At 49.8% G+C, this 24,868-nt stretch carries 14 protein-coding genes and 1 tRNA gene; 5 read left to right on the top strand and 10 right to left on the bottom strand.

What is annotated here, in order from left to right; translation table 11 throughout:
• Positions 1 to 318: 318 nt before the first annotated feature.
• The 3 genes from hflX (at position 319) to Q8O92_01130 (ending at position 2,588) form a co-directional block, all read left to right on the top strand.
• Positions 319 to 1,608 (top strand): GTPase HflX, encoded by a 1,290-nt coding sequence (gene hflX / locus Q8O92_01140; protein ID MDP2981918.1) that lies wholly within the window; start codon positions 319 to 321, stop codon positions 1,606 to 1,608.
• A 33-nt stretch (positions 1,609 to 1,641) separates the two neighbouring features.
• Positions 1,642 to 1,718, top strand: a tRNA-Val gene (locus Q8O92_01135).
• Between the two features lie 198 nt (positions 1,719 to 1,916).
• Positions 1,917 to 2,588, top strand: coding sequence for a 50S ribosomal protein L11 methyltransferase (locus tag Q8O92_01130; protein ID MDP2981917.1), 672 nt, complete (start codon positions 1,917 to 1,919; stop codon positions 2,586 to 2,588).
• Positions 2,589 to 2,715: 127 nt separating this feature from the next.
• Here Q8O92_01130 and Q8O92_01125 read toward each other — a convergent pair whose 3' ends face one another.
• On the bottom strand, positions 2,716 to 3,213 hold the full coding sequence (locus tag Q8O92_01125; GenBank protein ID MDP2981916.1) for a bacterioferritin: 498 nt from the start codon (positions 3,211 to 3,213) through the stop codon (positions 2,716 to 2,718).
• Positions 3,214 to 3,460: 247 nt separating this feature from the next.
• Positions 3,461 to 4,879 (bottom strand): neutral/alkaline non-lysosomal ceramidase N-terminal domain-containing protein, encoded by a 1,419-nt coding sequence (locus Q8O92_01120; GenBank protein ID MDP2981915.1) that lies wholly within the window; start codon positions 4,877 to 4,879, stop codon positions 3,461 to 3,463.
• A 448-nt stretch (positions 4,880 to 5,327) separates the two neighbouring features.
• Here Q8O92_01120 and Q8O92_01115 point away from each other — a divergent pair, with 448 nt between their 5' ends.
• Positions 5,328 to 5,837, top strand: coding sequence for a nitroreductase family protein (locus Q8O92_01115; GenBank protein ID MDP2981914.1), 510 nt, complete (start codon positions 5,328 to 5,330; stop codon positions 5,835 to 5,837).
• A 250-nt stretch (positions 5,838 to 6,087) separates the two neighbouring features.
• Here the strand turns inward: Q8O92_01115 and Q8O92_01110 are convergent, their stop codons facing one another.
• From Q8O92_01110 to Q8O92_01075, 8 genes are all read right to left on the bottom strand, one after another.
• Complete coding sequence (locus Q8O92_01110) at positions 6,088 to 6,810, bottom strand: hypothetical protein (protein ID MDP2981913.1); 723 nt, start codon at positions 6,808 to 6,810, stop codon at positions 6,088 to 6,090.
• Between the two features lie 83 nt (positions 6,811 to 6,893).
• Entirely contained in the window at positions 6,894 to 11,654 is a 4,761-nt protein-coding gene (locus Q8O92_01105) for an efflux RND transporter permease subunit (GenBank protein MDP2981912.1), read from the bottom strand.
• On the bottom strand, positions 11,651 to 14,752 hold the full coding sequence (locus Q8O92_01100) for an efflux RND transporter permease subunit (GenBank protein ID MDP2981911.1): 3,102 nt from the start codon (positions 14,750 to 14,752) through the stop codon (positions 11,651 to 11,653). The genes Q8O92_01105 and Q8O92_01100 overlap by 4 nt, the downstream gene beginning before the upstream one ends.
• Before the next feature lie 182 nt (positions 14,753 to 14,934).
• Positions 14,935 to 15,984: an efflux RND transporter periplasmic adaptor subunit gene (locus tag Q8O92_01095; protein ID MDP2981910.1), complete on the bottom strand. Its 1,050-nt coding sequence runs from the start codon at positions 15,982 to 15,984 to the stop codon at positions 14,935 to 14,937.
• A 335-nt stretch (positions 15,985 to 16,319) separates the two neighbouring features.
• On the bottom strand, positions 16,320 to 17,816 hold the full coding sequence (locus tag Q8O92_01090; protein MDP2981909.1) for a TolC family protein: 1,497 nt from the start codon (positions 17,814 to 17,816) through the stop codon (positions 16,320 to 16,322).
• Between the two features lie 48 nt (positions 17,817 to 17,864).
• On the bottom strand, positions 17,865 to 21,392 hold the full coding sequence (locus Q8O92_01085; protein MDP2981908.1) for a hypothetical protein: 3,528 nt from the start codon (positions 21,390 to 21,392) through the stop codon (positions 17,865 to 17,867).
• Positions 21,389 to 22,309, bottom strand: coding sequence for an ABC transporter ATP-binding protein (locus Q8O92_01080; GenBank protein ID MDP2981907.1), 921 nt, complete (start codon positions 22,307 to 22,309; stop codon positions 21,389 to 21,391). Before Q8O92_01080 ends, Q8O92_01085 begins: the two co-directional genes overlap by 4 nt.
• A 37-nt stretch (positions 22,310 to 22,346) precedes the next feature.
• Positions 22,347 to 23,054, bottom strand: coding sequence for a hypothetical protein (locus tag Q8O92_01075; GenBank protein ID MDP2981906.1), 708 nt, complete (start codon positions 23,052 to 23,054; stop codon positions 22,347 to 22,349).
• Between the two features lie 416 nt (positions 23,055 to 23,470).
• Between Q8O92_01075 and Q8O92_01070 the strand changes: the two genes are divergently transcribed.
• Positions 23,471 to 24,841: an AGE family epimerase/isomerase gene (locus Q8O92_01070; GenBank protein MDP2981905.1), complete on the top strand. Its 1,371-nt coding sequence runs from the start codon at positions 23,471 to 23,473 to the stop codon at positions 24,839 to 24,841.
• The last annotated feature ends 27 nt before the right edge of the window (positions 24,842 to 24,868 follow it).

Raw genomic sequence — 24,868 nt, 5'->3', positions numbered from 1 at the left:
CCACAAAACTAAATTCCTTTAAATTGGACGATGACATGCCGAACTTGTTGCCGCTTCGCGGGAACGATGAAACCGTTTCGGCATCTATTTACAATAAAGTGTTCGTATATTTAATCATAGGAGCAATAACTATGATCCAAGTATAACCAAGTTGAATCAATCAAGCTAATCATGGAATCATGTGAATCATGGTTCAGACAGTCTTTGGGTTATTTTTACTTCTTTTCATCATCTTTTATCACTTGAATCACACGAATCAGTGGTTCAGACTTTCTTTTTATTCTGTCTTCTGTCTTCTGTCTTTATAAAGGAAACATTATGCTTGATCTGACGAAAAAAACCAAAGAACGGGTGATCCTGGTCGGCGCGGGAGAAAAGTTTGGGAAGACTGACTGCTCTCCCTGTTCTGACCCGATCGAGGAACTCCGGCTTCTGGCGGATACTGCCGGCGCTGAAGTTGTGGGTACGGTGTTCCAGGCGCGCTCACTTGTCGATGTCACGTACTATATCGGCAAAGGCAAGGTCCAGGAACTGAAAGAAGAAGTAGAGCGTCTCGGCGCCTCCACAGTCATATTCGATAACGACCTCGCACCGGCCCAGGTTTCGAATCTGGAGGAGTTTCTCGATGTCAAGGTTATCGACAGGACCGGGCTGATCCTTGATATTTTTGCGCTCCGCGCCAAAACCCGTGAGGCGAAAACCCAGGTTGAACTTGCCCAGTTGAAATATCTCCTCCCGCGGCTGACCCGCCGGTGGACCCATCTTTCCCGTCAGGTGGGAGGAATCGGTGTAAGAGGTCCCGGCGAAACCCAGCTTGAGGTCGACCGCCGCCGGGTAAGATCACGTATAGCCCATCTGAGTGGGGTGCTGGAAAAAATCGACCGTCAGCGCTCCATCTCACGGCAGAAACGGAGTGAGCGGTTCAAAGCCGCTCTGGTGGGATATACCAATGCCGGGAAATCGACTCTCCTCAATTCACTCAGCGGAGCGGATGTCCCGGTGGAGGACAAGCTGTTCAAAACCCTCGATTCAGTGACCCGGCTCATCCGGTTCAAAGACGCTCCGGACATTCTCCTGTCGGACACAGTGGGATTCATTCGCGATCTGCCGCATGATCTGGTAGCTTCATTCAAATCCACTCTCGATGAAGTACGAGACGCCGATGTGCTCCTCCATGTTATCGACAGTACCAATCCGGATTGGGAGGAGCAGTCGAACGTGGTGAACCAGGTTCTCGGGGAGCTCGGTGTTACGACCGTCCCGATTATAACCATATTCAACAAGATCGACCTGGTTGATAATCTCCAATTCCTGCTGTCTCTCCGTTCAAGGTATCCGGACTCCATTGCAGTTTCTTCCGCACAAGGTACCGGGCTGGATATTCTCTGTGAAGCTTTGAAAAAAGCCGCTATGGCAGGTCAAATCACTCTAACCATGGATTTTGGATCGGACGAAAACGCACTCCTCCGTGAAATCTATCGCCATGCGGTTATACGGAAAACCGAGGGGCATGGTGAAATCATCCGTCTTACTTTCACCCTCCCCGTTTCTCTTGCCAGAAAACTTCACCTGTACGATATTCTATCAGCTAAGCTCGAAAAGTCTTGACACGTAACTACATAATTTTCTATATTTCTATACGGGCGATTAGCTCAGTTGGTTAGAGCGCCTGCTTGACATGCAGGAGGTCGTTAGTTCAAGTCTAATATCGCCCACCAGTTACGAGGCCTTGATATTTCAAGGTCTTTTTTTTATCAAAGCCGTTCTGGCGAAAAAGGTCAGGAAAAAGTTTGAAAGTTGAGCTGTCTTTTTACTTTTATTCTGCTTGACACGCGGGAGGCAGTCGTTTAGATTCCCGTATCACACATTTTGACTGAAAGTTCTTGTGGCCTTTCACAGAATAAAGGAGATTGTTTATGACTGTTCACACCATTGTTCGTTCCAAAAGTTCTTTGATGCATGTATGTATGATGAATGGTATGCTGGTGCTTGTATGTTTGGCAGCGTTAGTCGTTGGCTGCGGACATCAAAGCGTTCGACCGGCAGTTAACCCTCCTGTTGTCGACAGCGCCAATCAGGAACTCAAAGAAATTCGCACCCCCGATATCCTTTTTGTGCCTACTCCGCAAGAGGTGGTGGATAAAATGCTTGAACTTGCGGACGTTAAAAAGGATGATTTGGTATATGATCTGGGTTGCGGTGACGGAAGGATAGTGGTAACAGCAGCCAAGAAGTTTGGGTGCATGGGGGTGGGGTATGATATCGACCCGCAGCGGGTAATCGAGTCATTGGAGAATGTAAAAAAGAACAATGTCCAGAATCTGGTCAACATTTATCAGAAGGATATTTTCACCATTGACCTTGGCAAGGCCAATGTAATAACGCTCTATCTGCTTTCCAGTCTTAACGTTAAACTGATCCCCCAGCTTGAGAAGGTCAAACCCGGCACACGGATTGTTTCACACGATTTCGATATGCAGGGAATAGTTACGCCGGTTAAAACAGTAACGGTCAATTCCGGCGAGTATTCCCAGCATACCGTCTACTTATGGATCGCTCCTTTGAAGAAAAACGATATGAATAAGTAACAGTCTGCAGCCGGGATGAGATCAAGAACAGCAAGGGCTTACGGTTCCGACCGTAAGCCCTTCTTTGTCTTTTTCCTCGTCGAACTTTGTCTGTGCAGCGTCAGAAACCTGTTTTCACTGCAAAATTCTATTTCTCTGAAGATGTTCCGGCAATTTGAGCAAGATATACATCGCCGAGCTTCTCGATGTGTTCATTGACTTTGTCAAAGTAGTTGAAATGCGCCTGTTCTTCATCAATGATATTTTCAAAAATTTTCATGCTGGTGCTGTCGCCATTTTCTCTGCACACCGACACGAATTGGTTATAAACGCCGATCGTATCGTCCTCGAGTTTGGCATCAAATGAAAAGATTGACTGCACTTTCTGACCTTTTTCAGCCTTGTTAGCAGGCTCAGTCGTCGGTTCTCCGTCCAATTCCTTTATTCGTTCTGCAAATGTTTCCGCGTGACGCATCTCATCGATTGCAATATGTTTTACACTCGATGCCAGTTCTCCGTAATCCATGTCCTCCAGATTGAAGTGCTGGTTCATGTACTGGGAAATCGCCATTAACTCCCTTGCGCGCGCCTTGTTCAGGACTTCGATTACCTTTTCCTTCCGCTGTGTCTGGGTATTTTGAGCCATGCTGCACCTTCCTTTTGATTTCATGTTTGTCTTTCGGATAACAGTCGGTATAATATATGAAAAATAAATAGTTTTTTCAATGGAGCAAATTGCAAAAGTCGTTTTATATGTAAAAAAGAAGGCAAGTTGTTACAGCCCCCTATCCCTCTATCCCTTTCCCCCTGAATGGGGAAAGGGAAGTCATTGCCCCACAGTCTCTTCATGCCACCTCGTATTATTTTACATTGATTATCTTTGCTTTCGCCCGTTACCTTCCGGATACTTCCTTAACTATCTTGCGTGCGCCGGTCAGCACCCGCTCTTCCACATTCTCCAGAAAGGGTCCCGGAAAGGGTGTATAGAGTATGGCGCCGCCGCCCTCATATCCTCCCTCTTTTACGATGCGCCAGGTGGGAAGGTAAGCATAGACGTAGTTGCAGTATCCGGCGACCCAGGTGAACTGGGTGAGGTTTTCCGATTTCAGGGTAACCGCATAATCAACTACTGTTTCCCCGGAGATCCCGATCATGAGTAACTCCGGGCCGAATCGAACCGCCTGAAGAGGGCAGGGAATGGAAGTTTTAATTTTCTCGTTCCTGTTCAGTTTGTCGAGAAAAAAAGCAGCTTTGCGCCGCTGGGCGGCGTTGTCGGATTTCGCCTGTTCTTCCAGAACCTTTCGCTCGGGAGGGGGCTGAAAATCCAGTGGGGCTTCGGTGTAAGCGTATCTCAGCGGGCCTGTGACAGGCGTTTGCGGGCCTTCAAGAGCTTTTTTCACCGCATCCGTCAGAGTTCTGCCATGGCCCATCGCGTATTCAAGCTGAAAACGGGCGTTGGGAACCAGTTCCGCGCCGCAGCCCTGCATGAACAGGGCTATCGCCCCCGGATAGGCCTCCTGGATATATTGCTGGGCGAATCCCGGATAATCGCCGCAGAACTTTTCACCATTCAGGGTAATGGGATGGCAGGCATATCCGAAGAGCACAGCTTTTACTTTCCCGTCCTGCCCCGCCACTTTCAAGACCGGCACGGTGTCGTCACGAGAACCCCCGGGATACTGGGTTGCGGGAGTGGAACGGTACGAGATGCCTTTTTCCGTTGGATACCGCCTGCTCATGGCAAAAGGAGTGGGTTGTGCGGTTGAGAAGCTCAGTGTGACCGGTTTCATGCCCGTGAGGGCTTCGCTGATAACTTTGATGAACCGCTCCCTGGCCCATAGAATATATGCAGTCACCTTTGCCGTTTCTTCCTGTGTACTGCCATAGAGAAGCTGCCATTCCGCAGGATAAATAGCCGGCCCGGAGTGGGTATGCGAGGCGTTGAAAAGCAGGGCTTCACGGGGAAGACCGAACCTGCGTGAAACCTCTTTCGCTATTTCGGCGGTGAACCCGTAATCGTAACCGATAAGATCGGCGGTGACAATCACCACCCGGCTGCCTGTCGAGTCCTGGAGCGCGAGAGCCTTGGCAAAAATATCATGGATTTTCTCACTGGCAATCTGCGCTGGGACATATCCCTCGAGGAGCATGGGCTGTTCGGGAGTAATTACTACTGCGGCGACCCCGCCTTTCCATTGGGCCGCCGGAGCTTCTTGTGACGGAATCGCTAGCAAAAAGAGGATGAATTTTAAACAAATTATTGCAACTGATGGTTTCAATGACAGCGGATAGTAAGAAACAACTTTTTTCATTCTTTCCCCTTTTTATGATTTAAATTTTCGCTGGTTTTCTCACGTTTCCAGCAAAAAGAATGACAATGTAACTCAATCTGTACAATGTTAGAATAGAGATATTTTCCTGGAAATGCAAAACAAACTTTAAAAAAATCTCTTCTCCAAGACATAGTGACATATTTTTTAGCGCATTAACAAGATAGATGCCGAAACGGTTTCATCGTTCCCGAGAAGCGGCAACAAGTTCGGCATGACCTTGGCGCTCGTCATCCTGAAATCGTTTCAGGATCTATATTTGGCTATACATGCGCAATTAATTAAAAGAATTCCTCGCAACTTGCTGCGGGGTAATTCATTTACTTTTCACGGCTTTCATTGTATATTTTGCACCATTAGGAAGATAATTTTTCCGTTTTTTTTTAAATTTCACTCTGCTTCAGATAGCGGATGGGAAAGGAAGACCATCATGGAATTCAAGGATGTGATCGAAAAGAGATACAGCGTCAGAGCCTATAAACCGGATCCGGTAGAAGATGAAAAATTGCAGCTGGTCCTTAATGCGGCGCGGCTGGCGCCCACCGCCGCCAACCGTCAGCCGATCCAGCTCCTGGTAATCCATACAAGGGGCAGGGAAGAGGAGCTGCGGCGAATCTACCGTGCTGAATGGTTTGGCAAAGCGCCCCTGGTGATTTGCGCCTGTATGGTTCCCTCCCAGGGCTGGGTACGGATGGACGGCAAAAACTACAGCGAGGTGGATGTCGCAATCGTTATGGATCACCTGATCCTGGCGGCGGCGGATTTAGGGCTGGGTACATGCTGGATCGCGGCTTTCGACACGAAGGCGGCGCGAGAGGTGCTGGGGCTTCCCGCCGATGTGGAGCCGGTGGCTTTTACTCCGCTGGGGTATGCCGCCGATTCGCCGCGTGAGAAAAAACGAAAGGCGCTCGCAGAACTGGTGAGGTATGAACGGTGGTAAAAAGCCAGTCACAAAGGGAAAAGAAAGTGACAGAGTGACAAAGTTAAAAGATTGTCTGAACCACTGATGCGTATGATGCTGATGATAAAAGATGATGAAAGAATAAAGAATAAAAAAAGTCTGAACCGTGATTCGCTTGATAATTGGCAGGACACGGCTTCATCGAGCCTGCGAAGCAGTAATGACTATTGAGCTATGGCTTCCCTTCCCCCCTTCAGGGGGAAAGGGACCGAGGGATAGGGGGCTGATTTTACACAAATTTTTCCCGTTTCTGCAGGTTCAATAACCCCATCAAGATACACATGGCTGTTCCGATAACCAGGTATACACGGTTATTGGCAGTGATCTCGTTCCAGACGATTTCGTTGACATTCTGCGGTACAACAAAAGGATTGAGGAAAACATTCCACTGGCTCCTGCCGATAGCGCTTTGGGCAATCCAGACGCCCAGTCCCAGGATGATCATGACCACCGCTGTGCCGCTGCCGTTGCCTATCACTGTGGAGAACATGAACGCCAGGCTTCCGAAAAACAGGATGGGGAACATCACCTGTACAGCCATCCCGAACACAGGGATGCTTGCCAGTGCCAGAGAGCTTACGAAACTCAAAAGAACGAGAATGGTGAACACCATCGCAAAAATCATGAGCAGCCTTACCATCCACACCTTGTAACGGTAATTGGGAATACCGAAGAGAATCTCGATCATCCGGGTGTCCACATCATTCTGTATGCCGAATGCGGTCGGATAAAAAACAAGCAGGAGACCGGGCACCAAAAGCAGCCAGAATACAGTTCCTTCCGTGATGTTCCTGTCCGTATTAAGGACGTTCATAACAGTCACGAAGATGAAAACTCCGAGAGCCGCAATAAGGAAGAAAATGAATTTATTCGCGAAAATGATCTTCATGTTATAGCGGACCATGCCAAAAAGAATACTCCAGCTATTCAAGATGAGTTTTCGATAATTCATAGATTTCACCATACCTTAGAAGACTTATGAGATAGTTGTGTTATTTTATTGCTCCGGCGATTAAACAATGAAATTTACTGACGTCATGCCGGACTTGCTTCGGCATCAATATGCTTCTTACCCAAAAGCCACAGATAGGCATCTTCCATGGTGGGTTGTACTTCCTCAGCGCCCGGACAGGGTGGAGTTTCGCCGAGGCACCGCACCCTTATCTTATCCTCGAACCGCATGTGGTGAACAATCCGCAGGTGTTCACGGAGTCCGAGGAAAGCCTCCGGCTCTACCAGGAACTGCCATACTTTCCCCCGTACCGCATCGGTCATCTGGAACGGGTTGCCGAGATAGGCGAGTTTTCCGCGGTTGAGCACCGCCACCATGTTGCAGGAGCTGGAAATATCTTCGATGATGTGTGTGGAAAATAATACAATCCGGTCACGGCTCAGTTCCACAAGGAGATTCCGGAACCGTATCCGCTCACGGGGGTCCAGGCCCGCTGTCGGTTCATCGACCACGAGAATGCGCGGCAGATGCAGGAGGGTCAATGCAATGCCCATGCGCTGTTTCATTCCTCCCGAATATGAGCCGATCTTCTGGTCCTTCTTGTCGAAAAGGTGCACTGACTTGAGGGCGTATTCAACATGCTCCTTCCGGGTGTCACGGTCATAGATGCGCTTCAGTATGGCCAGGTAATCGAGAAATTCGTAGGCGGTCATATTTTCATACGTACCGAACTCCTGCGGGAGATAGCCGATGAGGCCCTGAAGCTCCTCCCGTTTTTCACGGAAGTCTATACCGTTGATCCAGGCGGTTCCCATAGTTTGATTAAAGATTCCGCAGACAATCCGCATGAGCGTTGTTTTTCCGGCGCCGTTAGGCCCCAGAAGTCCGAACATACCATTTTCAATATCTATGGATACTCCGTCCAGGGCGTTAAACGGGTTCTTTTTCTCTCCGATAACGGGTACGAAGCGGACGAAACGGTAGAACAAAAGTCTGAGTCCCGCAAATCTTCCCTTGAGCCGCATGATGTTGATCCCGCTCCTATGGAGCCACTCCGCCGTTGTGTGGATCACGAGTGCAAAATACCAGACAAAAGCGATCAAACAGATCACCGCGATCTTGAAACCAAATTGATCGAATACCCAAAGATAAACCGCCGGAAGTCCCCAGAGCAGGCTATCATGACCTGCGGAACGGATTTTCATGAATAATTCTTTTCCCGTATCTTTTGCACGGTTTTCCAGGTACTTCCCGACTATCCCCCAAAGGAAAAGCGTGTAGAAGTATATAATGTTGGAAAGAAGGAAAATCCAGAGATGAGACTGTATATAAAAATAGACAAAGTAAATTACAAATCCCAGGAGCGGCACTTCCCAGAGGAAATGATTGAAATCTCTCCAGGTATGGTACTCCTTTGCTGCGCCGGTCGCAGCCTCTATACGGCCGCCTTTTTTCCATTCCCGCACAAACCGGCTGTCGTCATCGTATATCTTGACCATCCGTTGGAGCTTGATGTGCAATGACTCATCGCGGCCGATATACTCGGTTTTGGCCTGCCTAAGGCTGGATGTTATGAAATAAAGCGTAGAAGGAATCAAAAGAACTGCGGCAAACCAGTAAGCGAACTTCCAGAGAAGACTGTCCACATTGGTGTAAATGAAGAGGGCAACAACAGCGAGAACCACAAGCTGCAGGGCTTTCAGCATCCAGTGAAGGCTCTTCAGCCATTCCAGGGCCTTTTCCATACCGGAATAGACGGTCGGGATGAACACCAGGGTGAAGAGGGTGCTCAGGCTGAGTCCCCCGATAACCGTGATGGCGAACGGCGCCCCGATACGGTCTACATATCCGCCCTTGCCCATAGCCAGGGGGAGCATCCCGATGATGGTGACGATCGCAGTGATGAGAATCGGACGCACCCGCGCCTGACCCGCCATCATGATCGCCCGTGAGCGGGTGAACCCGCGCCTTCGGAGAATACGGGTGTAATCGATCAGCAGAATGCCGTTATTGACCACCACCCCCAGGAGAATGAGAAATCCGATCAGGGAGTTGGCGTTGAGAATCGAGTTGTTGGTGAGGATAAGCGCCCAGAGTGCGCCTATTGCCGCCAGCGGTATGGTGAACATCATGACCACCGGAGCGGTGAACGATTCGAACACCGAAGCCAAGAGCATATAGATAAGAAAGAACGCCGCTCCGATGAGGAAGTAAAATTCGCTGAAATCCGTCTCGGTGTGGACTGCTTCCACTGCCACTCCCGGAGGAAGGGTAAGGCTGGCGATGACTTCATCCACATCGCCCCGGGAAGTTTCCAGATAGGGTTTGGATTCATTCACATCGGAGTTGAAACGATATGTGATTTGTATCTGTTTTTCCTGGTTCAGCCGCTTGATTCCGGCTCGTCCCTGCCCGAACACAATCCGGCTCAACTGATCCAGAGTATATAAAGCTCCGGACTGAGTTGGGATAAGGAGCGCCCGAAGGTCGTCGGCGTTTTTATCAGCAGGCTTTTTGGTCGGATCCGAAGGGTCTTCCGGTTCGTTCTTGATATCGATGTTGTATTCTTCCACTCCCTGCTTGAATTTCATCGACGAGCTGACCTGCCTGTTCATGGATGCCACTTCGCTGGCGATATTCGAGGGAGTGATGTTCTCTTTGCTCATGAGCCCCCGGTCAAAATGGAGGTGGACTTCCGGACGGTTGTCATCCACATTGAACGACACCGACTGCACCGAATCCAGGTTATCGAGCTGGTACCTGATATCCTCGGCGACCGCCCGCATCATGTAAAAATCATTCCCTTTGACCAGGATTCTTTCAGATGGGGTGCCTATTCCAAGATACTTTTCCAGTGAGGGTCCGGAGGACCTAGAACTTCCCCCGCCGTAACGGCTGCTTGCCTGAGGCTCGGAGAGACTTACCTCCGATGCGGGGAACTGATTGATCCGGTTCTGGATATCAGCCTTGATATCGACTATGGAACGTTTTTTGATTTTCGAGTAATTGTCTTTCAATATGACCGAGATCGTCGATTCTTCCTCGACCACATTGGCGATGCGGTCCTGTATCTCTTCGATATCCACAAGCCTTGTTTCCAGATTCTGGGTCAACTGGTCGGTCATAACGAGGGTTGAGCCTTTCGGTGCGGTGAGGTACAGGGTGAACTGCTTCAGCTCAACCTCACGGGATACATTCAGGCTCAGGGTGAAGCAGATGAGCACGCTCAGGAGAAAAACGGTAACCGCCCCGAAAATGGTTCTCGCCGGAAAACGCATGGCGGATTTCAGGAGGAGTTTATATATCTGGACGAGACGGTTCTTATGGGAGACCTTGTTGAAAATCAGCTTTTGGGTATCCTTCTCCCGCTGGAGGGTAAAATGAGTGATCGCCGGGATTAGGAAAATCGCCACGAGGAGTGAAACGAGAAGCGTTGAAACAATCGACACTCCCGTTTGCTTTCCAATCAGTCTGATCGCTGCATCGGAAGAAAAAATAAAGGGCATGAATACCACGATGGTGGTGAACGTCGACGCAACAATAGCGCGCCATACCTCCGTTGTTCCCTGAAGCACCGCGGTGGTTCGGTCACGGTGCGCGGCAAGGAGACGCATGATATTCTCCAGCACGACCACCCCGTTGTCGAGAAGCATTCCCACTGCCAGTGCGATTCCTACCAGGGTCAGGCTGTTGATGGTTATCCCGAAGGCATAGAAGAAATTGAAGGCGGTGAAAATGGATATGGGAATAGCCAGGGCGATGATAGCCACCAGCTTAAAGTTCCGGAGAAACAACCAGAGGATGACAATGGCCATCATTCCGCCAACAAGAGCCAGCTCGATGATGAGATTGAGATTCTTTTCCATTTCATCGGCGGAGTCGGTCTGAACGACGATCTGCACATCCTGCGGAGCAAGCTGGGTGTTGAGACGGTTGATAATCCCGCGGGTAGTGTGAGACAGATCGATCAGGTTCGCCTGGGAATCACGGACGAGCTGGATGGTGATTGAATCCTTGCCGTTGACCCGGCTGATGGAAGTCTCTTCCTGTGCCCCGAAGGTAACATCCGCCACATCTTTCAGAAGGATGGGGCCGTTCGTGTTCACCACGATGTTTTCCAGATCGCTAACATCCGTATAGTCGGTAACCAGGTTAACCACGTATTTTTTATCATGGGTATAGGCATAGCCCAGGTAGGTTTTACTCTGGCTGTTCTGCGTGATGGCCTGACGGATTCTCCCGGATGTCACATTGTAGGCTTTGCAGGCCTGCTCATTGAGGGTGATCTGAACCGATTTCAGGCTTCCGCCGGAGATATTTACCAGGGCAATGCCGTTGATCGCTTCCAGCTCCTTCTGAATCTTCTGGTCGATGACGGCGCGGAGCCGTTCCTTGCCGCCTCCTCCGCGGACCTGAAGACCCATGAAAGTATTGGACATGCTTTGCGTATCTACCTTTTGTACATTGATAGTGAATTCACCTGCAAGGGCTGTTTTCAGAGCCGCTACCGATTCCTCCAGCTTCAAATACGCATACTTGATTTTTACATCGGCGTTATACGATACAGTTATCCGCGCGCTGTTCAGACTGATTGTGGTTTCAATATAGTTGATGCCTGACAGAGTGCTCGCAGCGCCTTCCTTAGGAATCACCGCCTGTTTCTCGATATAGTCGGGATCCATTTCGGTCCTGCCCGATACAGAGATGATCAGGTAGGGGAGTTCTGAAGCAGGTATGATCTCCAACGGCAGCTGGCGGTAGGAAAAATAACCCAGCATGGTTATTCCGATGAAAAACATACTGACAAAAACCTTGCGGTTTATGATCCATTGAATTACGTTCATGTTTTATTTCTCACCGTTAAACTGTCAAGCACATAGTATACACAAGGTATCACAATAAGAGTAAGTATCGTGGAGGTGAACAGCCCGCCTACCACGGCAATCGCCAAAGGCGAGCGCAGAGCGGCGCCCTCGCCGATGTCGATGCAGAGTGGCAGCATGCCGAGGATTGCGGTGAGACTGGTCATGATGATAGGCCGGATACGGCGCATGCCGGCTTCCAGGATTGCCTCACGGAGAGAAGCGCCTTCTTTTCGAACCTGGTTGATGCAATCCACCAAAATAATGGAATCATTCACCGCAATACCCACCAGCATGATCAGTCCTATGTAAGCCATGATGTTAAAGGATTTCCCCAAAAGGAAAAAGGCAAGTATCGTTCCGACCACCGCTGTAGGAATGGAGAAAAGAATGGTGAATGGGTGAATCAATGATTCAAACTGCGCGGCCAGCACCATGTACATGAGTACCAGGGACAAGAGGAAAGCAAATTTCAGGTTCTGGAATGCATCACGCCGCATCTGTTCCTCGCCGGTTACTGCATATTTATAATCCTGAGGAAAGCTGATCCCGCTCATTTTGGTGCGGATATCCGCCACTACCTGATTGAGAGGCCGGACATTTTTCAAATGTGCGGTCACCATCCCTATTCGCACCTGGTTCTTACGGTTGATTTCCTTTGGCGCCTGGCCGATTATGACTCGGGCAACCTCATTTACCGACACATCCTGGTTTCCGTTCTTGATCACGATGCCCTCAAGATCGTTTATCCCGACCTTGGGGAGTTCGATCGTGATATCACGCAGCTCGCCTCCGTTTTCCCACTGGCCCGCCGTGGTTCCGGCGAGACGCTCTTTTAGCCGTGCGGTGAGGTTGTCTATACCAACATTCAACACCCCGGCCCGTACCCGGTCTATCTTCAAGTCGATCTCCGGCCGGCCTTCGTCGAAGCTGGTCGTAATATTAAAGAGGTCAGGGATTGCCGAGACTTTCTCTTTCGCCTGTTCGGTAAGGTTCTGAATGATATCGAGGTCATCCCCCTGTATTTCAATTGCCATTGGCGCAGACTCCGTCCCCAGAGTCACATCGAGAGCGGTCTGCTCATGCGCCACTTTTACTTCCACATCGGGCAGCTTTTTTAATTCCGTGGTCAGTTGCGACACCACATATTCAGTGCGCAATTTCGACTCTTTTTTGATACTGAACTTGAGAGTGGCGGTATTTTCATCCTGAAAAACCGAAGTGGAGCTTGTGCCGATTTCCTCCGAAGGGCCTGCTACGCTGAACATGGACACGATATTGTCTCCGAGAGTCTGGCGGACGACGCTTTCGATTGTCTCGACCGCGTCGGCGGTACGGTTGATCTCGGTTCCTTCGGGGAGCTTGATGTCTATGGAAAAATCACGCGCTTCAGGCTTGGGCATGAATTCACTCCCGATGACCGGGATGAGGCTGAACGAAGCGGCAACTATTGCTGAGGTTACCCCGATCACCAGCCACCGATGGTCTAAAAGATGCGAGAGGAAATTACGGTATCTCAGGAACCGGATGGAGGTCAGTTTAGTCCCTGGCGGCACACTTTTGAGAAATTGGGCGGCGAGCATGGGAACCACAAATATAGCCACTGCCAGCGAACAGAGAAGTGAAAACGATACAGTCAACGCCTGGTCCTTGAACAGTTCGCCCGCGGACCCATGGAGATACACGATGGGGAGGAAAACCACAACGGTGGTGATGGTGGAGGCATTGATGGCGCCGCCCACCTGGGCTGTGCCGACAACCGCCGCCTCCTTGATCGGCATCCCGTTTTCCATGTTGCGGAAGATATTCTCCATCACGATTATGGCGTTGTCCACCAGCATGCCCGCCCCGAGCGCCAGACCGCCGAGGGTCATGATGTTCATGGTCAGGTTATCGAAATACATCAGATTGAACGTGGCGATTATGGAAATGGGGATGGCCAAACTGATGATGGCGGTGGTGCCGAATCTCCTGAGGAAAATAAAAAGCACCAGCACCGAGAGCAGAATGCCTACCAGTGCCGCCGACTGCACCTCGTTGACCGCCTGGGTAACAAAATCACCCTGGTTCTGGATTATTGTCAGTTGATAACCGGGCAGGGCTTTCCGCAAGTCCACAAGGGCGTGTTGAAATTCGGTAACAGCTTTGATAGTGTTATACTTCGTTTCCTTGTAGACGGCGATGCCCATGCAGCGGACACCGTTCACCCGGACGATGTTGTCAGGCTTCTTGTTCTGGAACTTGATGGTGGCAACATCCTTCAGGAAGACCGGAACAGATACAGTCGCCGAACCTGCGCCAGACGATCCCTGAGCGGATGTATCCGCAGTCTGCTGCTTTTCAGCGACAATGATACGACCGATGTCATCGATCGAATCGAGCTCGCTCACACCCTTGATGACATACTTTCTCCCCGATTCGGTTATGGAACCGCCGGACACGTTTCGATTATTGTTCGTAATTCTCGATGCTATGGTGCTGGGAGTAAGTCCGTATGCTTTCATGAGGTAATCATCCGTTTCAATAATTACCTCCTTTTCCTCTTTCCCCAAAAGTTTGACTTCTGCAATACCCTGCTGACGAACCAGCTCGTTCTGAATAAAATTTTCCGCCACCCTCCGCAGCTCGTCCATATCAGTGATCTCGGGGTGATAAAAACCGAGAAGAATGATAGGCGAAGCGTTCGGGTCATGCTGGGTAATATTCAGTTCATCGATCTGCTGGTTCGCGGATAAATTTTTCAGGGTCTTCTGGAGGTCCAGGAACGACTCATCCATGTTGGAATTCCAGGAGTATTCCACGGTAACCTGAGCCGAACCTACCCGTGATACCGAGGATACCTGGACAACACCTTTCTGCCGAATGGCCTGCGATTCAATCGACTGGACAAACTGACGTTCCATCTCTTCAGGGGGGCGCTCGCCCGATTTCAATTCCACAAAAATCCTGGGGTTGTTCAGGTCCGGGAAAATGTCCATGCCCAGCTTACTGAACGAGATGTACCCAAGCAGGGAGAGTGCCAGGATAGCCATGGTAATGGTAATCGGATAATCAACTGCAAACTGGGCTAATTTTTTCATGGTTTACATCTTCTTCTAGGTAATGATGAGATGAGTGTTTAGATACTGAAACGAGCTCAGGATGACATGTGTCATGCCGAACTTGTTTCGGCATCTATGTTGACATGTGTCATGCCGAACTTGTTGCCGCTTCGCGGGAACGATGAAACCGTTTTGGCATCTATGTTGAAAAGAAACGCAATCTATTTCACTATCTTTACCTTTGCGCGGTCTCTCAGGGTTTCAAAACCCTTGACCACCAGGCGGTCATCCACCTTCAGCCCGCTTACCACCTCCACCTTAGTAGGATTCTGCAGGCCGATGGTAATGGGGCGCTCCACAGCAAGGCCCCTGTCAACCACGAACACACTCTTGTTCTGCCGCCTGGTCATGATTATATCCTTGTTGAGCACAATGGCGCTGTCCTTGTGAGCCACAATGATGTCCACTTTGACAAACATGCCGGGTTTCAGGATCAGGCTGGGATTGTCAATATCCAATGACGCCTTGAATGTCCGGGTGGTGGGATCGAGAGCCGGAGAAACCTGGGTGATTCTCCCGGTTAGAATTTTATCGGGAATGGTATAATTGGTTATCCGCCCCGGCTGGTTTTTCTTTATTATGCCCAGTTCCTTGGCGGAAAGGCTGATATCCATGTTAAGCTTGCTGTAATTCATGATGGAGGCAATCGCTGCGCCCGATGAAACCTTGATGCCAGGAGTGTAATAGGTCAGGTCAACTATTACTCCGTCGAACGGAAAATGGACCTTCATTCTGGAGAGCTGAATGAGGGAGTTTTCATAGCCGTACTTGGCATCCATAGCTGAGCGCTGGGCAGTTATGAGCTCACGCTGGGTCACTCCCCCCTTTTCAAAGAGGGACTGCTGCTTTTCATACTCCCGCAGGGCCAGATCAAGGCCAATCTTCTGCGAATCGATTTTGATACTGTTTTCCACTTCGGGATTATCGAGGTAAACGAGTACTGAATCCTTTTTTACCTGATCACCGATAATATAAGGTCTTGAGGTGCCGGGATTGATCGCCAGACGGAAATACCCCGCCTGCTCCGTCTTCAAATCGTACAATTTTGTGGCATTGACAGTCCCTGTGGTGGTGATGAATTCCTCAATTGGTTTGTACTTGATCTCTTCCACACTCACCGGAGCGGTGATGTCAAGATCTGCCTGGCTTTGCGGTTGGCTGCATGCCAGGGGAAAGGCAACGATGATCACCAGAATTAATTCCGCTCTCACTCTGCGCTCCTTCTGAAATATGAATGATGTATGATTTATTTCTTTGCGTATTTTTATTGAAAAGATCCGGCAAAAAGTAATTTTTACATTATTTTCTGGTGTTTTAAACCTCACCCCTTGTCCCCCTCTCCTAGTCAGGAGAGGAGGTAACTCATTACGCGACTTGTCATTATCCTCTCCTAATTAGGAGAGGGTGGCCGAAGGCCGGGTGAGGTTATTGACAAAACTGTAAGCATTGTAACACTTTTTTCCGGTTCATCTTATTGAATAGATACGGCAACAAGTTCAGGATGACGTCATGCCGAACTTGTTTCGGCATCTATTTTTAACTTTCCTTACTTTTCGAGCGTCTGCATGGGCACCACTGGCTGGTTCTTTTCGAAATCCCAGAGGGTGATAATCTTCAGGTTGAGCAGGGCCTGCTTGTAATCAATTTGAGAAGCAGTTAAGCTTGTCCTTTTCTGGGAGAGCTGGCTCTGGTAAAGATTCAGGTCCATGCTGGTAAGATCTCCGTATTTGTAACGCTCCAGGTTGATGTCATACGTGCGCTGGGCTAACTGGAGGTTCTGACGGGCAATCTCGATCTGGCTGACCAGGTTGCCCATGTTGCGGTATGCCTGCGTGATGGCGATGACCATATTGGTCTTTTCTTCCTCGGCGGACAGTTGTGCATCCTTGATGGCGATCTTTGACACATTCATCCTCGACTTTTGTTGTCCCCAGTCCCAGATGGGTATATCGAACGAAATGCCGGCTACCACAGTATTCGTAGGTGTTTTATATATATCAGTTAAATCACTATCGATCCCTTTGACGCCAAGGGAAAGGTTCATGCTCCCCTTGAACTCGTTCTGAGCGGCGGTGCGTATCAGATCATCCTGGAGGTTCGAGAGGCTGATAGCGCGCTGACGGAGTTCCATACGGTTTTTCAGGGCGTTGTCGATTGCTTTCTGAAGGTTCACATCCACCTGTTGAAATGTAATATTTGCTTCAACTGTAATAGAATCGGTGAGGGAAAGCCCGATGAGTCTTTTGAATGTTTCATAGGAGTTTAAAAGAGATACCTTACGGTTTTCCAGGGAAGCTGTACTCGATAACATATTCAATTCCGCCTGGTAGAGCTCCTCATTGGCCGAAAGACCGGCATCCACCTTGCCCTTGATGATCTCGTAGCTCATTTGCTGGTTCTTGAGCTCATCGACAGCGATATCCAGGCTCGCTTTACTTTCGTAGAGATTATAGAAGTTTGTGGCAATATTCTGTTCCAGTGAAAGCATCTGTAAGGCAAAACCGAGCTTTGTGTTTTCCAGATTCAGCTCCAGTTGCTTAAGGCTCAAAAGGGTGCGGTTATAGGTAAAAAGCGGCTGTGAGAGGCTGAAAGAGACGGAATTATTGTAATAACTTGTTGTTAAATTACTTCTGTCGCTGTATGCCTTTTGATAGCCCAACTGGTCGTTTATCGTGAAGGTGCCGTCTGTCCATTTCAGAGGCTGGGTAATGTTGAAGGAGCCGGAAGACGATTTATTCCAGTTCGTGTAATAGGCCGCATCTCTCGAATCGAACGAGCGGTCGTTGGTCTGGCCGTAAGGGTTGATCCTCAAGCTGAATTGGGATTTCAAAGCCAGTTTCTGGATGTTCAACGATTCTTCGCTTCTCTCCAGACTCATCTTGGAATGTTGAATCGTGGGGCTTTTGGACATGGCAATATCAGTGGCTTTTTCAAGCGTCAATACCTGCTGCGCGGTCGCAAATCCCGGCCAGCATAAAAGAAATACCAGCCCCATCGCTGCTTTCACGGATAAAATTTTGTACATGGTCTTCCGTTCCATCATATGTTCCTGGTTTGATTTATGGTTAATATCGGTGATCGAAATTCTGTATTACCCACCCTGTTTCACCCATTTCACTGCATCTGCAACCACAACCGGACCTTTTGATTTATTGGTCAGTTCCACTTCGGTCTGACCGGCTGTAATATGGAATGTGCCGAGCAGGTTCCAGCCCTCGGGGGATTGGGAGCCTTCAAACTCAATTTCATCAACTCCGTCGTCATGATGAACGAAATAATGATACTCTGTAGTATCCGAAGGTTTCTGCTGCTGTTGCTGCCTTCCGCCGCCGCCACCTCCCACCACCACCACCCGTCCTCCTCCTCTCTGCATCATTCCGCCTCGGGACGGAGAGTTGTACATGTAAACGCTGTAGTTTCCGGTTTCCGGTATCTGAGTTTTCCAGATTGCCTTCTTTTTGCCGTCTCCGGATTTTATATAGTAAGCAGTGTGTTTATATAAGCCGTAATATTCTCCCTGTACGGTGTGCCGCCAGTTCAGCGGCGGTCTGAAGAACCGCATGGGTGCATATCCCTTTTCGTCATCTTTATTCCGCACGAGCAGCCGTTTGAGAAACGATTCTTTTTCCAGGGAAACTGTCTGAAAACCGGGATCTTCATCATCAACGATTATTTCTCCCGTCTCGGCAAAACTCAGCGGTTTATCGAGAATCTTTGCTCCCTCGTAAGGAATAATATTCGGATTTTTTTCCGGTTTGCCGAAATTCCGACTGAACGAAGAGGGAAGATTCTGGGAGATAAACGTTTTTATCGTCGCCATCCGTGGAGCGGAATCAAGGAGAATTCCGATTTCCTTGGTTTCTTTCCCCTTCAAATCGATAAAGGATGTAGGGTTGCTGCTGGCGCCCCCTCCGATTCCCATCATCTGCTGACGGTCGCCGCGCTGGCCGCCCACCATGAAAGAGACCGACATGAGCCCCTCCGCCGGCTCCGGATTGGATACGGAGAAGATAACCTGGTAACGGGTCATGCTGCTTTCAATTACCTCATAGCATTTCATCTCTCCGACGATAAAAGCAGGCAGTCCTTTTTGGTTGTACCAGGCATCCAGGTAGGGTTTCAGCTCAAATTTGAATTTCTCATCCAGGGCCTTAAGCAATTCTTCGGTTTCGGCGTCACGAAACTGGTTCTTGTAGAGAAAATCAGAGAGGAAAGCATTGAATCCTTCTTTTCCCGCCCGGCTTTCAAGGAGTGAAAAGAGGTAGCTGCTCTTGCTGCTCAGAACATCCTGCACGATATCCTTCTTCGTGGGGTCGGCGAGAATCTCCTTCAGGTTCTGTTTCTGCAGGGCAGTGTTCGCATTATCATCTGTGCTTGCTCCTCCCATGAATGATCGGAAGCCGGAAGAACTTTGAGAAGTGCGTGCTTTAAAGTAGTTTTCAATGGCCATGTTCAGTATCGGCCACTCTTCGGAATGAAAATGGTTCGCATAAGAGTAAAACTCGGGAAACAGGCCGTAATCCGGGGCATTGACCAGACCCATCCCGGCGGAAAACGCCATACGCTGTAGATCTAGGTTCCTCCCGGAAGTGAACTGGGAGATTACCTGCCGCATCATCCGGTTATCCGGACCGCTCCCTGCAAAAGTCGTCTGGATAAACCTGTTGAACAGGTTGCTCTGGTTTTCCTCGTCGGTCATGGTCTGTCCGCTGCCGCCGCCTCTACCGCCGCCGCCTCCACCGCCACCCATGCCGCCACCGCCACCGCCACCTCTACCACCGCCTTGTTTCATAAAATAGGATGAGCGCTTAAAATCGGCGGCGCGGAGGGTAACCCCTTTTTCGGGGATAAACACCTGCTCCGGCTGCACTGTTTCCTGAGCAGTGCTCCAGATGCGGGGGTAGGCATAGAACTGGATGGGTACCTCAACAAGGGAGAGACGGGCAAAAGGATAGCTGATATCCAGTTTCCGCTCGAAATCGGTCATATTGGCGTCGATCAGCTCCGGCAGCTTGGTCTTGAGCGCCTTGAAATACTGCGAAAAATAATCATGTCCGGGCGCAATATAGAGATTGTACTCTATTCCCTGCGCGGTAACGGAGCGTTTTTCGTAGTTCCCTATTACCAGGGAAATCTGGGAAAGGGCAGCCTCTGGTTTGAACTCGAACACTCCCGGAGCGGGTTTGGATTCTTTGCCCTGGGAGATAACAGTCAGACCGGGAACCGTTTTTACACGGAGCGTAAATTTTACAAAGTCCTTGCCTTTCAGTATAGGATAGCCGGATCCATACGGAACACCGGCCACCGGATACCAGAGATTCTCCGCAGTGAGGAGAACATAGCTCGGAGTGAAAAATCCATATCGTTTGTCAATATTATAAACCCAGAATCGATAGCCTGCCTCACGGGTATTTTCATCGATCTCAGAATAGGCCGCATCCTCGTTGATTTTCCCGCGATAGGATATGGTCAGCGAATCGAGAGCGCCCGGTGCCAGAGGGGAAGCGGGCTTTATGGTTATAATGTGTAAGGTCCGATCATACTGCAGGTCTTGTCCCCCACGGTTTACGCTCAGGACTTTTAAGTCCGGATTGAGGCTGAACTGGTATTCTGAGATCGGTCCCTCGGTTTTATTAATGAAAGTGAGAGCCGCATTTGCTTCGATCTCTTTTCCCAGGTGGGCAAGAGAGAGCGCACAGGCGGACATGGATATGGAGGGGTTTTTAATTATCCGGCTGTTAAGCGCCCGCATATTCTCCCGCAGCTTAACTCCATCCGAAAGCCGCTGGATATAAATGTATCCGAGGTAGAATCCACAGCAGATGAACAGGATGGAGGAGACCAAAGACACTTGCGTCATGGCTCTTGATTGGGAAAGCCTTTTCATGAGAACCACGGAGGCGAAGATGAATCCTATCCCAAGACTGAGATAAATTCCACGGTGGATAAGGATGGTGGAAATGTCTCCGAAACCGACTATACCCGAATACATGAGCGGAACAGTATTGGACATGTAATCGAATATATGATGGAATCTGCCGCTCAGGAAAAAGAGGGTGCTGGCTATATATCCCAGGATGATGATGAAGGTTACCGCCTGGTTGCGTATGGTAACCATGAACACAAACGAAAGCCCGAAAATGAAAATAAGGGTCGGAAGGCTTATCAACAGCGGATAATAGAGATAAACAGCCGGCAGCACCGGAATTTCAGTAAAGAAAAAATTGAAAATAAATGAAATCAGGAGGACGAGAATATTCAAAACTATGAATACCATAAGCACGCCGAACGTTTTACCGAGAACATAATCGGCGTTGGTCATCGAGCGGGCATATATGGCTTCTGTGGTATCCAGCTTGTAATCGTATTTGAGGAATTCCGATGCCATGAATACTGCAATGATGGCCTGCACCACATTCAAAAGCACCAGGTTCATATAGGGTATGGAAGCTTCCAGCCCACGGTTCATCCAGGAGCTTTGGGGAAGGGCGAAAAGAGCTATATCCATGATAACGAGGATGAACAGGGCAAGCACGGAGAATATCCTGAAGAACCAGCTCCGGAAGAGCGTTTTGGCCTCAAATACGGCCACCGTTAAGATTTTTTTTATCGATATCATGAGGTCCAATCCTCTTCCAAAAGAGCATATTCAGCAGCCTCAGAGGCTCTCTTTTCCAAAAAATACACATAGGCGTGTTCAAGATTCGGTTCGATTTCTCTGCCGGTAAAACCTTCCAGATGATCACCTACCACCTGGACTTCAAGACCGTGCCTGGATGGAACCGACGCAATGACCGAGTACTTCTTCTTGATTTTTTCAACATCGGCATCTACAGCATCGATCAGCCAGACATGCCCCCTCGCCTCCTCCAGGAGTTTCTCGGGAGCGCCGTGGTAAACCAATTCCCCCTCGTCGAGCATGGCCATATGCTCGCAGGTGCTGGAAATATCCCCAACGATATGGGTGGAAAGAATAATGATTTTTTCCTCACGGCTCATGTCGGCAAGCAGGTTGCGGAACCGTATACGCTCTTCGGGGTCCAGCCCGATTGTGGGCTCATCCACCACCAGCACCTTCGGATTGCCGATCAGCGCCTGCGCAATGCCGAGACGCCGTTTCATTCCGCCGGAGAGCTTGTTGGCCTGACGGTCTCTCGCCTCATAAAGTCCCACCGATTCGAGCATTTTGCTTACCACCTCACGACGGTTGCCGTTACGGGAAATTCCGGCGAGCTGCGCCGAGTAGTCGAGAAACTCCCAAGCCTTCAAACGTGAAAACATGCGAAACTCCTGCGGAAGATATCCGAGCATGGAGCGAATTGTTCCGCGATCTTTTTTAAGGTCAAGACCGTTGAAGGTTACCATCCCGTCTGTAGGCTCCATCAAGGTGACCAGGATACGCATCAGTGTGGTTTTTCCTGCGCCGTTCGGCCCCAGAAGACCGAACATTCCGTTTCCGATCTCCAGATTCACATCTTTCAGCGCTTTGGTTCCCTGTTTGTACACTTTACTCAGGTTCTTGATGCTTATATTCATGCCACGTTCCCTATGAAGGCGTGTCCGGCCTGCCCATTTAGTTTTGCTGACCCCTGCCACCTCTTCCCTGTCCTCCGCCCTGGCCTCTCCTGTTCATCATCTGCTGCTGCATGTCATCATATTGCTTGGCCTGCGCTGCGGTCAGAACCTTCTTTATTTCATTGTTGTTCTCTTCCTGCATCTTGCGGAATGTTTCCATCATGGCCTGTTGATCCTGGCTCTGATCCTGACCCTGGCTCTGCCTCTGCTCTCGCGTTTTCTGCATTCTTGCATTTTGATTTTCGAAGACGGTGCGTAGCTTTTTCTTCTGATCATCGGTCAGTTTCAGGCTGCTCAACTGCTCAATCCGTCTGTCAATGCCGGACTGGTTTCTGAATGCGGCGAGTTTTTTCACCTGGGCAGGGGTGAGGACTTTTTCTATCTCCTGGTTCAGCGCCTGCCCCCGGCCCCCCATCTGCTGTGACTGGTTCAACCGGTCGCGCCGTGCATTCGGCCTGTCGCCCGAGGACTGTGCGGGCGGCTGAGTCCGATTTTTCTCGTTTTCCTCATAAATGGCCCGTATTTTTTTCTTCTGGTCCGGGGTGAGGGAGACCGCTTTGTCGAGCTGATCTATCTGCTGGTCGATGGATATAGGGGCTCTCTGGCCCTGTCCTCCGGCCGGAGGCTGGCTGTAGGCGTTCGAATGGAACAGAGTGCAGAGCGTCACTGACAGCATGAAACTGAATACAAGGGTTAACTTTTTCATTTTTCCCCTTTTTGGTGAAGTTGTTTATCGTTTATCCCTTGAAAAATTCTAACTATTCGACAATTCAGGCTTGAAAAAGGTTTAACCGGCTGAAAAAATGACCGGAAATGCGGCGTCGACATCATGAAACACATTGCTTTTACCGGAAACTGTATTTTAATTGATGGTAGATTTGATTATATACAGATGCCGATGCCCTACTTTTATTTCCCAAAGACAGAGAACTCTTTCGGCATATTATAATCCCCCCTGCCTATCGGCATCCCCCCTTGTTAAGGGGGGAACTTTGTGAGCGGGAAATCTTTTTACCCCTTATCAAGGGGGTCGCCGCGAAGGTGGAGGGGGGATTTTTCTTTTACAACGACTTTTTTTACAAGACATTAACCGCTCATAACCGATAGGAAGATGGGGTAAATATGAAACGACGACATTTTATCGGAACCTCGCTGGCTGCGGGTCTCGGCGGCGCCCTGGGTGCGGGCGCTGTCCCCGTGGTCCCGAAAGGGGAATTGAAACCCGCCGCTTTCAAATCGCTTCCCGAATTTATCGCGGGGTTGACCCTCGAGGAACTCCGTGATGATTACCGTGACCGCCTGTTTAAACAGTTCCTGCCTTTCTGGGACAAGGGCGCCTATGACCGCGAACTGGGCGGATTCATGTGCCTGCTCAACGATGACGGGACAGTGTGCGATGATGAGAAATATATCTGGTACCAGGGACGGGCGGTCTGGGTGTACTCCTTCCTGTATAACAATTTCGGGCATGATGAGCGTTTTTTGGAAATTGCACGCAAGACCAGGAATTTCCTGGTAAAGTATATGCGGGCGGGGCAGGGGAAATGGTACGAGCGGGTGTACCGTGACGGCCGGATAAAGGAAGGGGTGAGCGAAAACATCTACGGATGGATGTTTGCCGCCCACGGTCTGGCGGAATTATACAAAGCCGCCGGTAATCCGGAAGACCTGGAGCTTGCGCTGGAATCTCTCCATGCATCTGTCAAGGCTTACGATGACCCCGGATATGCCGGCGCTGTGGTATGGGGAAACGCCATCAGCTCCGATGTGTTTCCCAAACGGGGAGCGCGCGACCAGGGGCATTCCATGGTAATCATCGACATGCTCGCCAACCTTCTCAGCCACCACCCGGACGCCCAACTGGAAAAAATTCTCACACAGCACATGGGTCTGGTTCTGAACAAGTTCTGGAATCCGGATTTCGGAGTCACCAATGAATGGCTTCTGCATGATTATACCCGGATACCCGGCTACGAGGGATACATGTATGTGGGGCACTGCATCGAGACTTTATGGATGATCATGCACAGCTCCCTCCTGGTGCGTAACGGAACCATTTTTTATATCTGCAAGAGCCGGGTCCGCCGGTTCCTGGAAATGGCCTGGGATTATGTATACGGCGGGTGCGGGGATGAAAATTTTTATGTACTCGATATCCCCGGGCATCGTTTAGGACCGAGCTACGATGTTAAAACCATGTGGGCGGAGTGCGAAATTCTGATTGCCTGCCTGACCGTTTTGGAATATACTGGTGACATCTGGGCCAAGGAATGGTACGAGCGGACCCGTGAATTCACCCTTCGGACAATCGCCAGCACCGGCATCGGAGTATGGCGCCAGGCTGTCGACCGGTACGGCGAGAATCTCGTCAGGGAAGGCATCAGCCCCTTCCGCAAGTGCAATTTCCACCAGCCGCGGTGCCTTATGCTGAATCTGTTGAGCCTGGAGAGAATGATCAAAAACAACGGCAAGCTAACTCCTTTTCCTTTATGAATAAGGGATTTGAAAAGACTGAATTCA

This window comes from Candidatus Latescibacter sp. (genome assembly GCA_030692375.1).
GTDB lineage: Bacteria > Latescibacterota > Latescibacteria > Latescibacterales > Latescibacteraceae > JAUYCD01.
Note: the sequence above shows the minus strand (reverse complement) of the source record. Positions and strands in the feature narration are given on the sequence as shown.

Bases quoted from the DNA above. Each gene is read 5' to 3' on its own strand.
- hflX (MDP2981918.1), top strand. From the start codon at position 319: ATGCTTGATCTGACGAAAAAAACCAAAGAACGGGTGATCCTGGTCGGC.
- Q8O92_01130 (MDP2981917.1), top strand. From the start codon at position 1,917: ATGACTGTTCACACCATTGTTCGTTCCAAAAGTTCTTTGATGCATGTA.
- Q8O92_01125 (MDP2981916.1), bottom strand. From the start codon at position 3,213: ATGGCTCAAAATACCCAGACACAGCGGAAGGAAAAGGTAATCGAAGTC.
- Q8O92_01120 (MDP2981915.1), bottom strand. From the start codon at position 4,879: ATGAAAAAAGTTGTTTCTTACTATCCGCTGTCATTGAAACCATCAGTT.
- Q8O92_01115 (MDP2981914.1), top strand. From the start codon at position 5,328: ATGGAATTCAAGGATGTGATCGAAAAGAGATACAGCGTCAGAGCCTAT.
- Q8O92_01110 (MDP2981913.1), bottom strand. From the start codon at position 6,810: ATGAATTATCGAAAACTCATCTTGAATAGCTGGAGTATTCTTTTTGGC.
- Q8O92_01105 (MDP2981912.1), bottom strand. From the start codon at position 11,654: ATGAACGTAATTCAATGGATCATAAACCGCAAGGTTTTTGTCAGTATG.
- Q8O92_01100 (MDP2981911.1), bottom strand. From the start codon at position 14,752: ATGAAAAAATTAGCCCAGTTTGCAGTTGATTATCCGATTACCATTACC.
- Q8O92_01090 (MDP2981909.1), bottom strand. From the start codon at position 17,816: ATGATGGAACGGAAGACCATGTACAAAATTTTATCCGTGAAAGCAGCG.
- Q8O92_01085 (MDP2981908.1), bottom strand. From the start codon at position 21,392: ATGATATCGATAAAAAAAATCTTAACGGTGGCCGTATTTGAGGCCAAA.
- Q8O92_01080 (MDP2981907.1), bottom strand. From the start codon at position 22,309: ATGAATATAAGCATCAAGAACCTGAGTAAAGTGTACAAACAGGGAACC.
- Q8O92_01075 (MDP2981906.1), bottom strand. From the start codon at position 23,054: ATGAAAAAGTTAACCCTTGTATTCAGTTTCATGCTGTCAGTGACGCTC.
- Q8O92_01070 (MDP2981905.1), top strand. From the start codon at position 23,471: ATGAAACGACGACATTTTATCGGAACCTCGCTGGCTGCGGGTCTCGGC.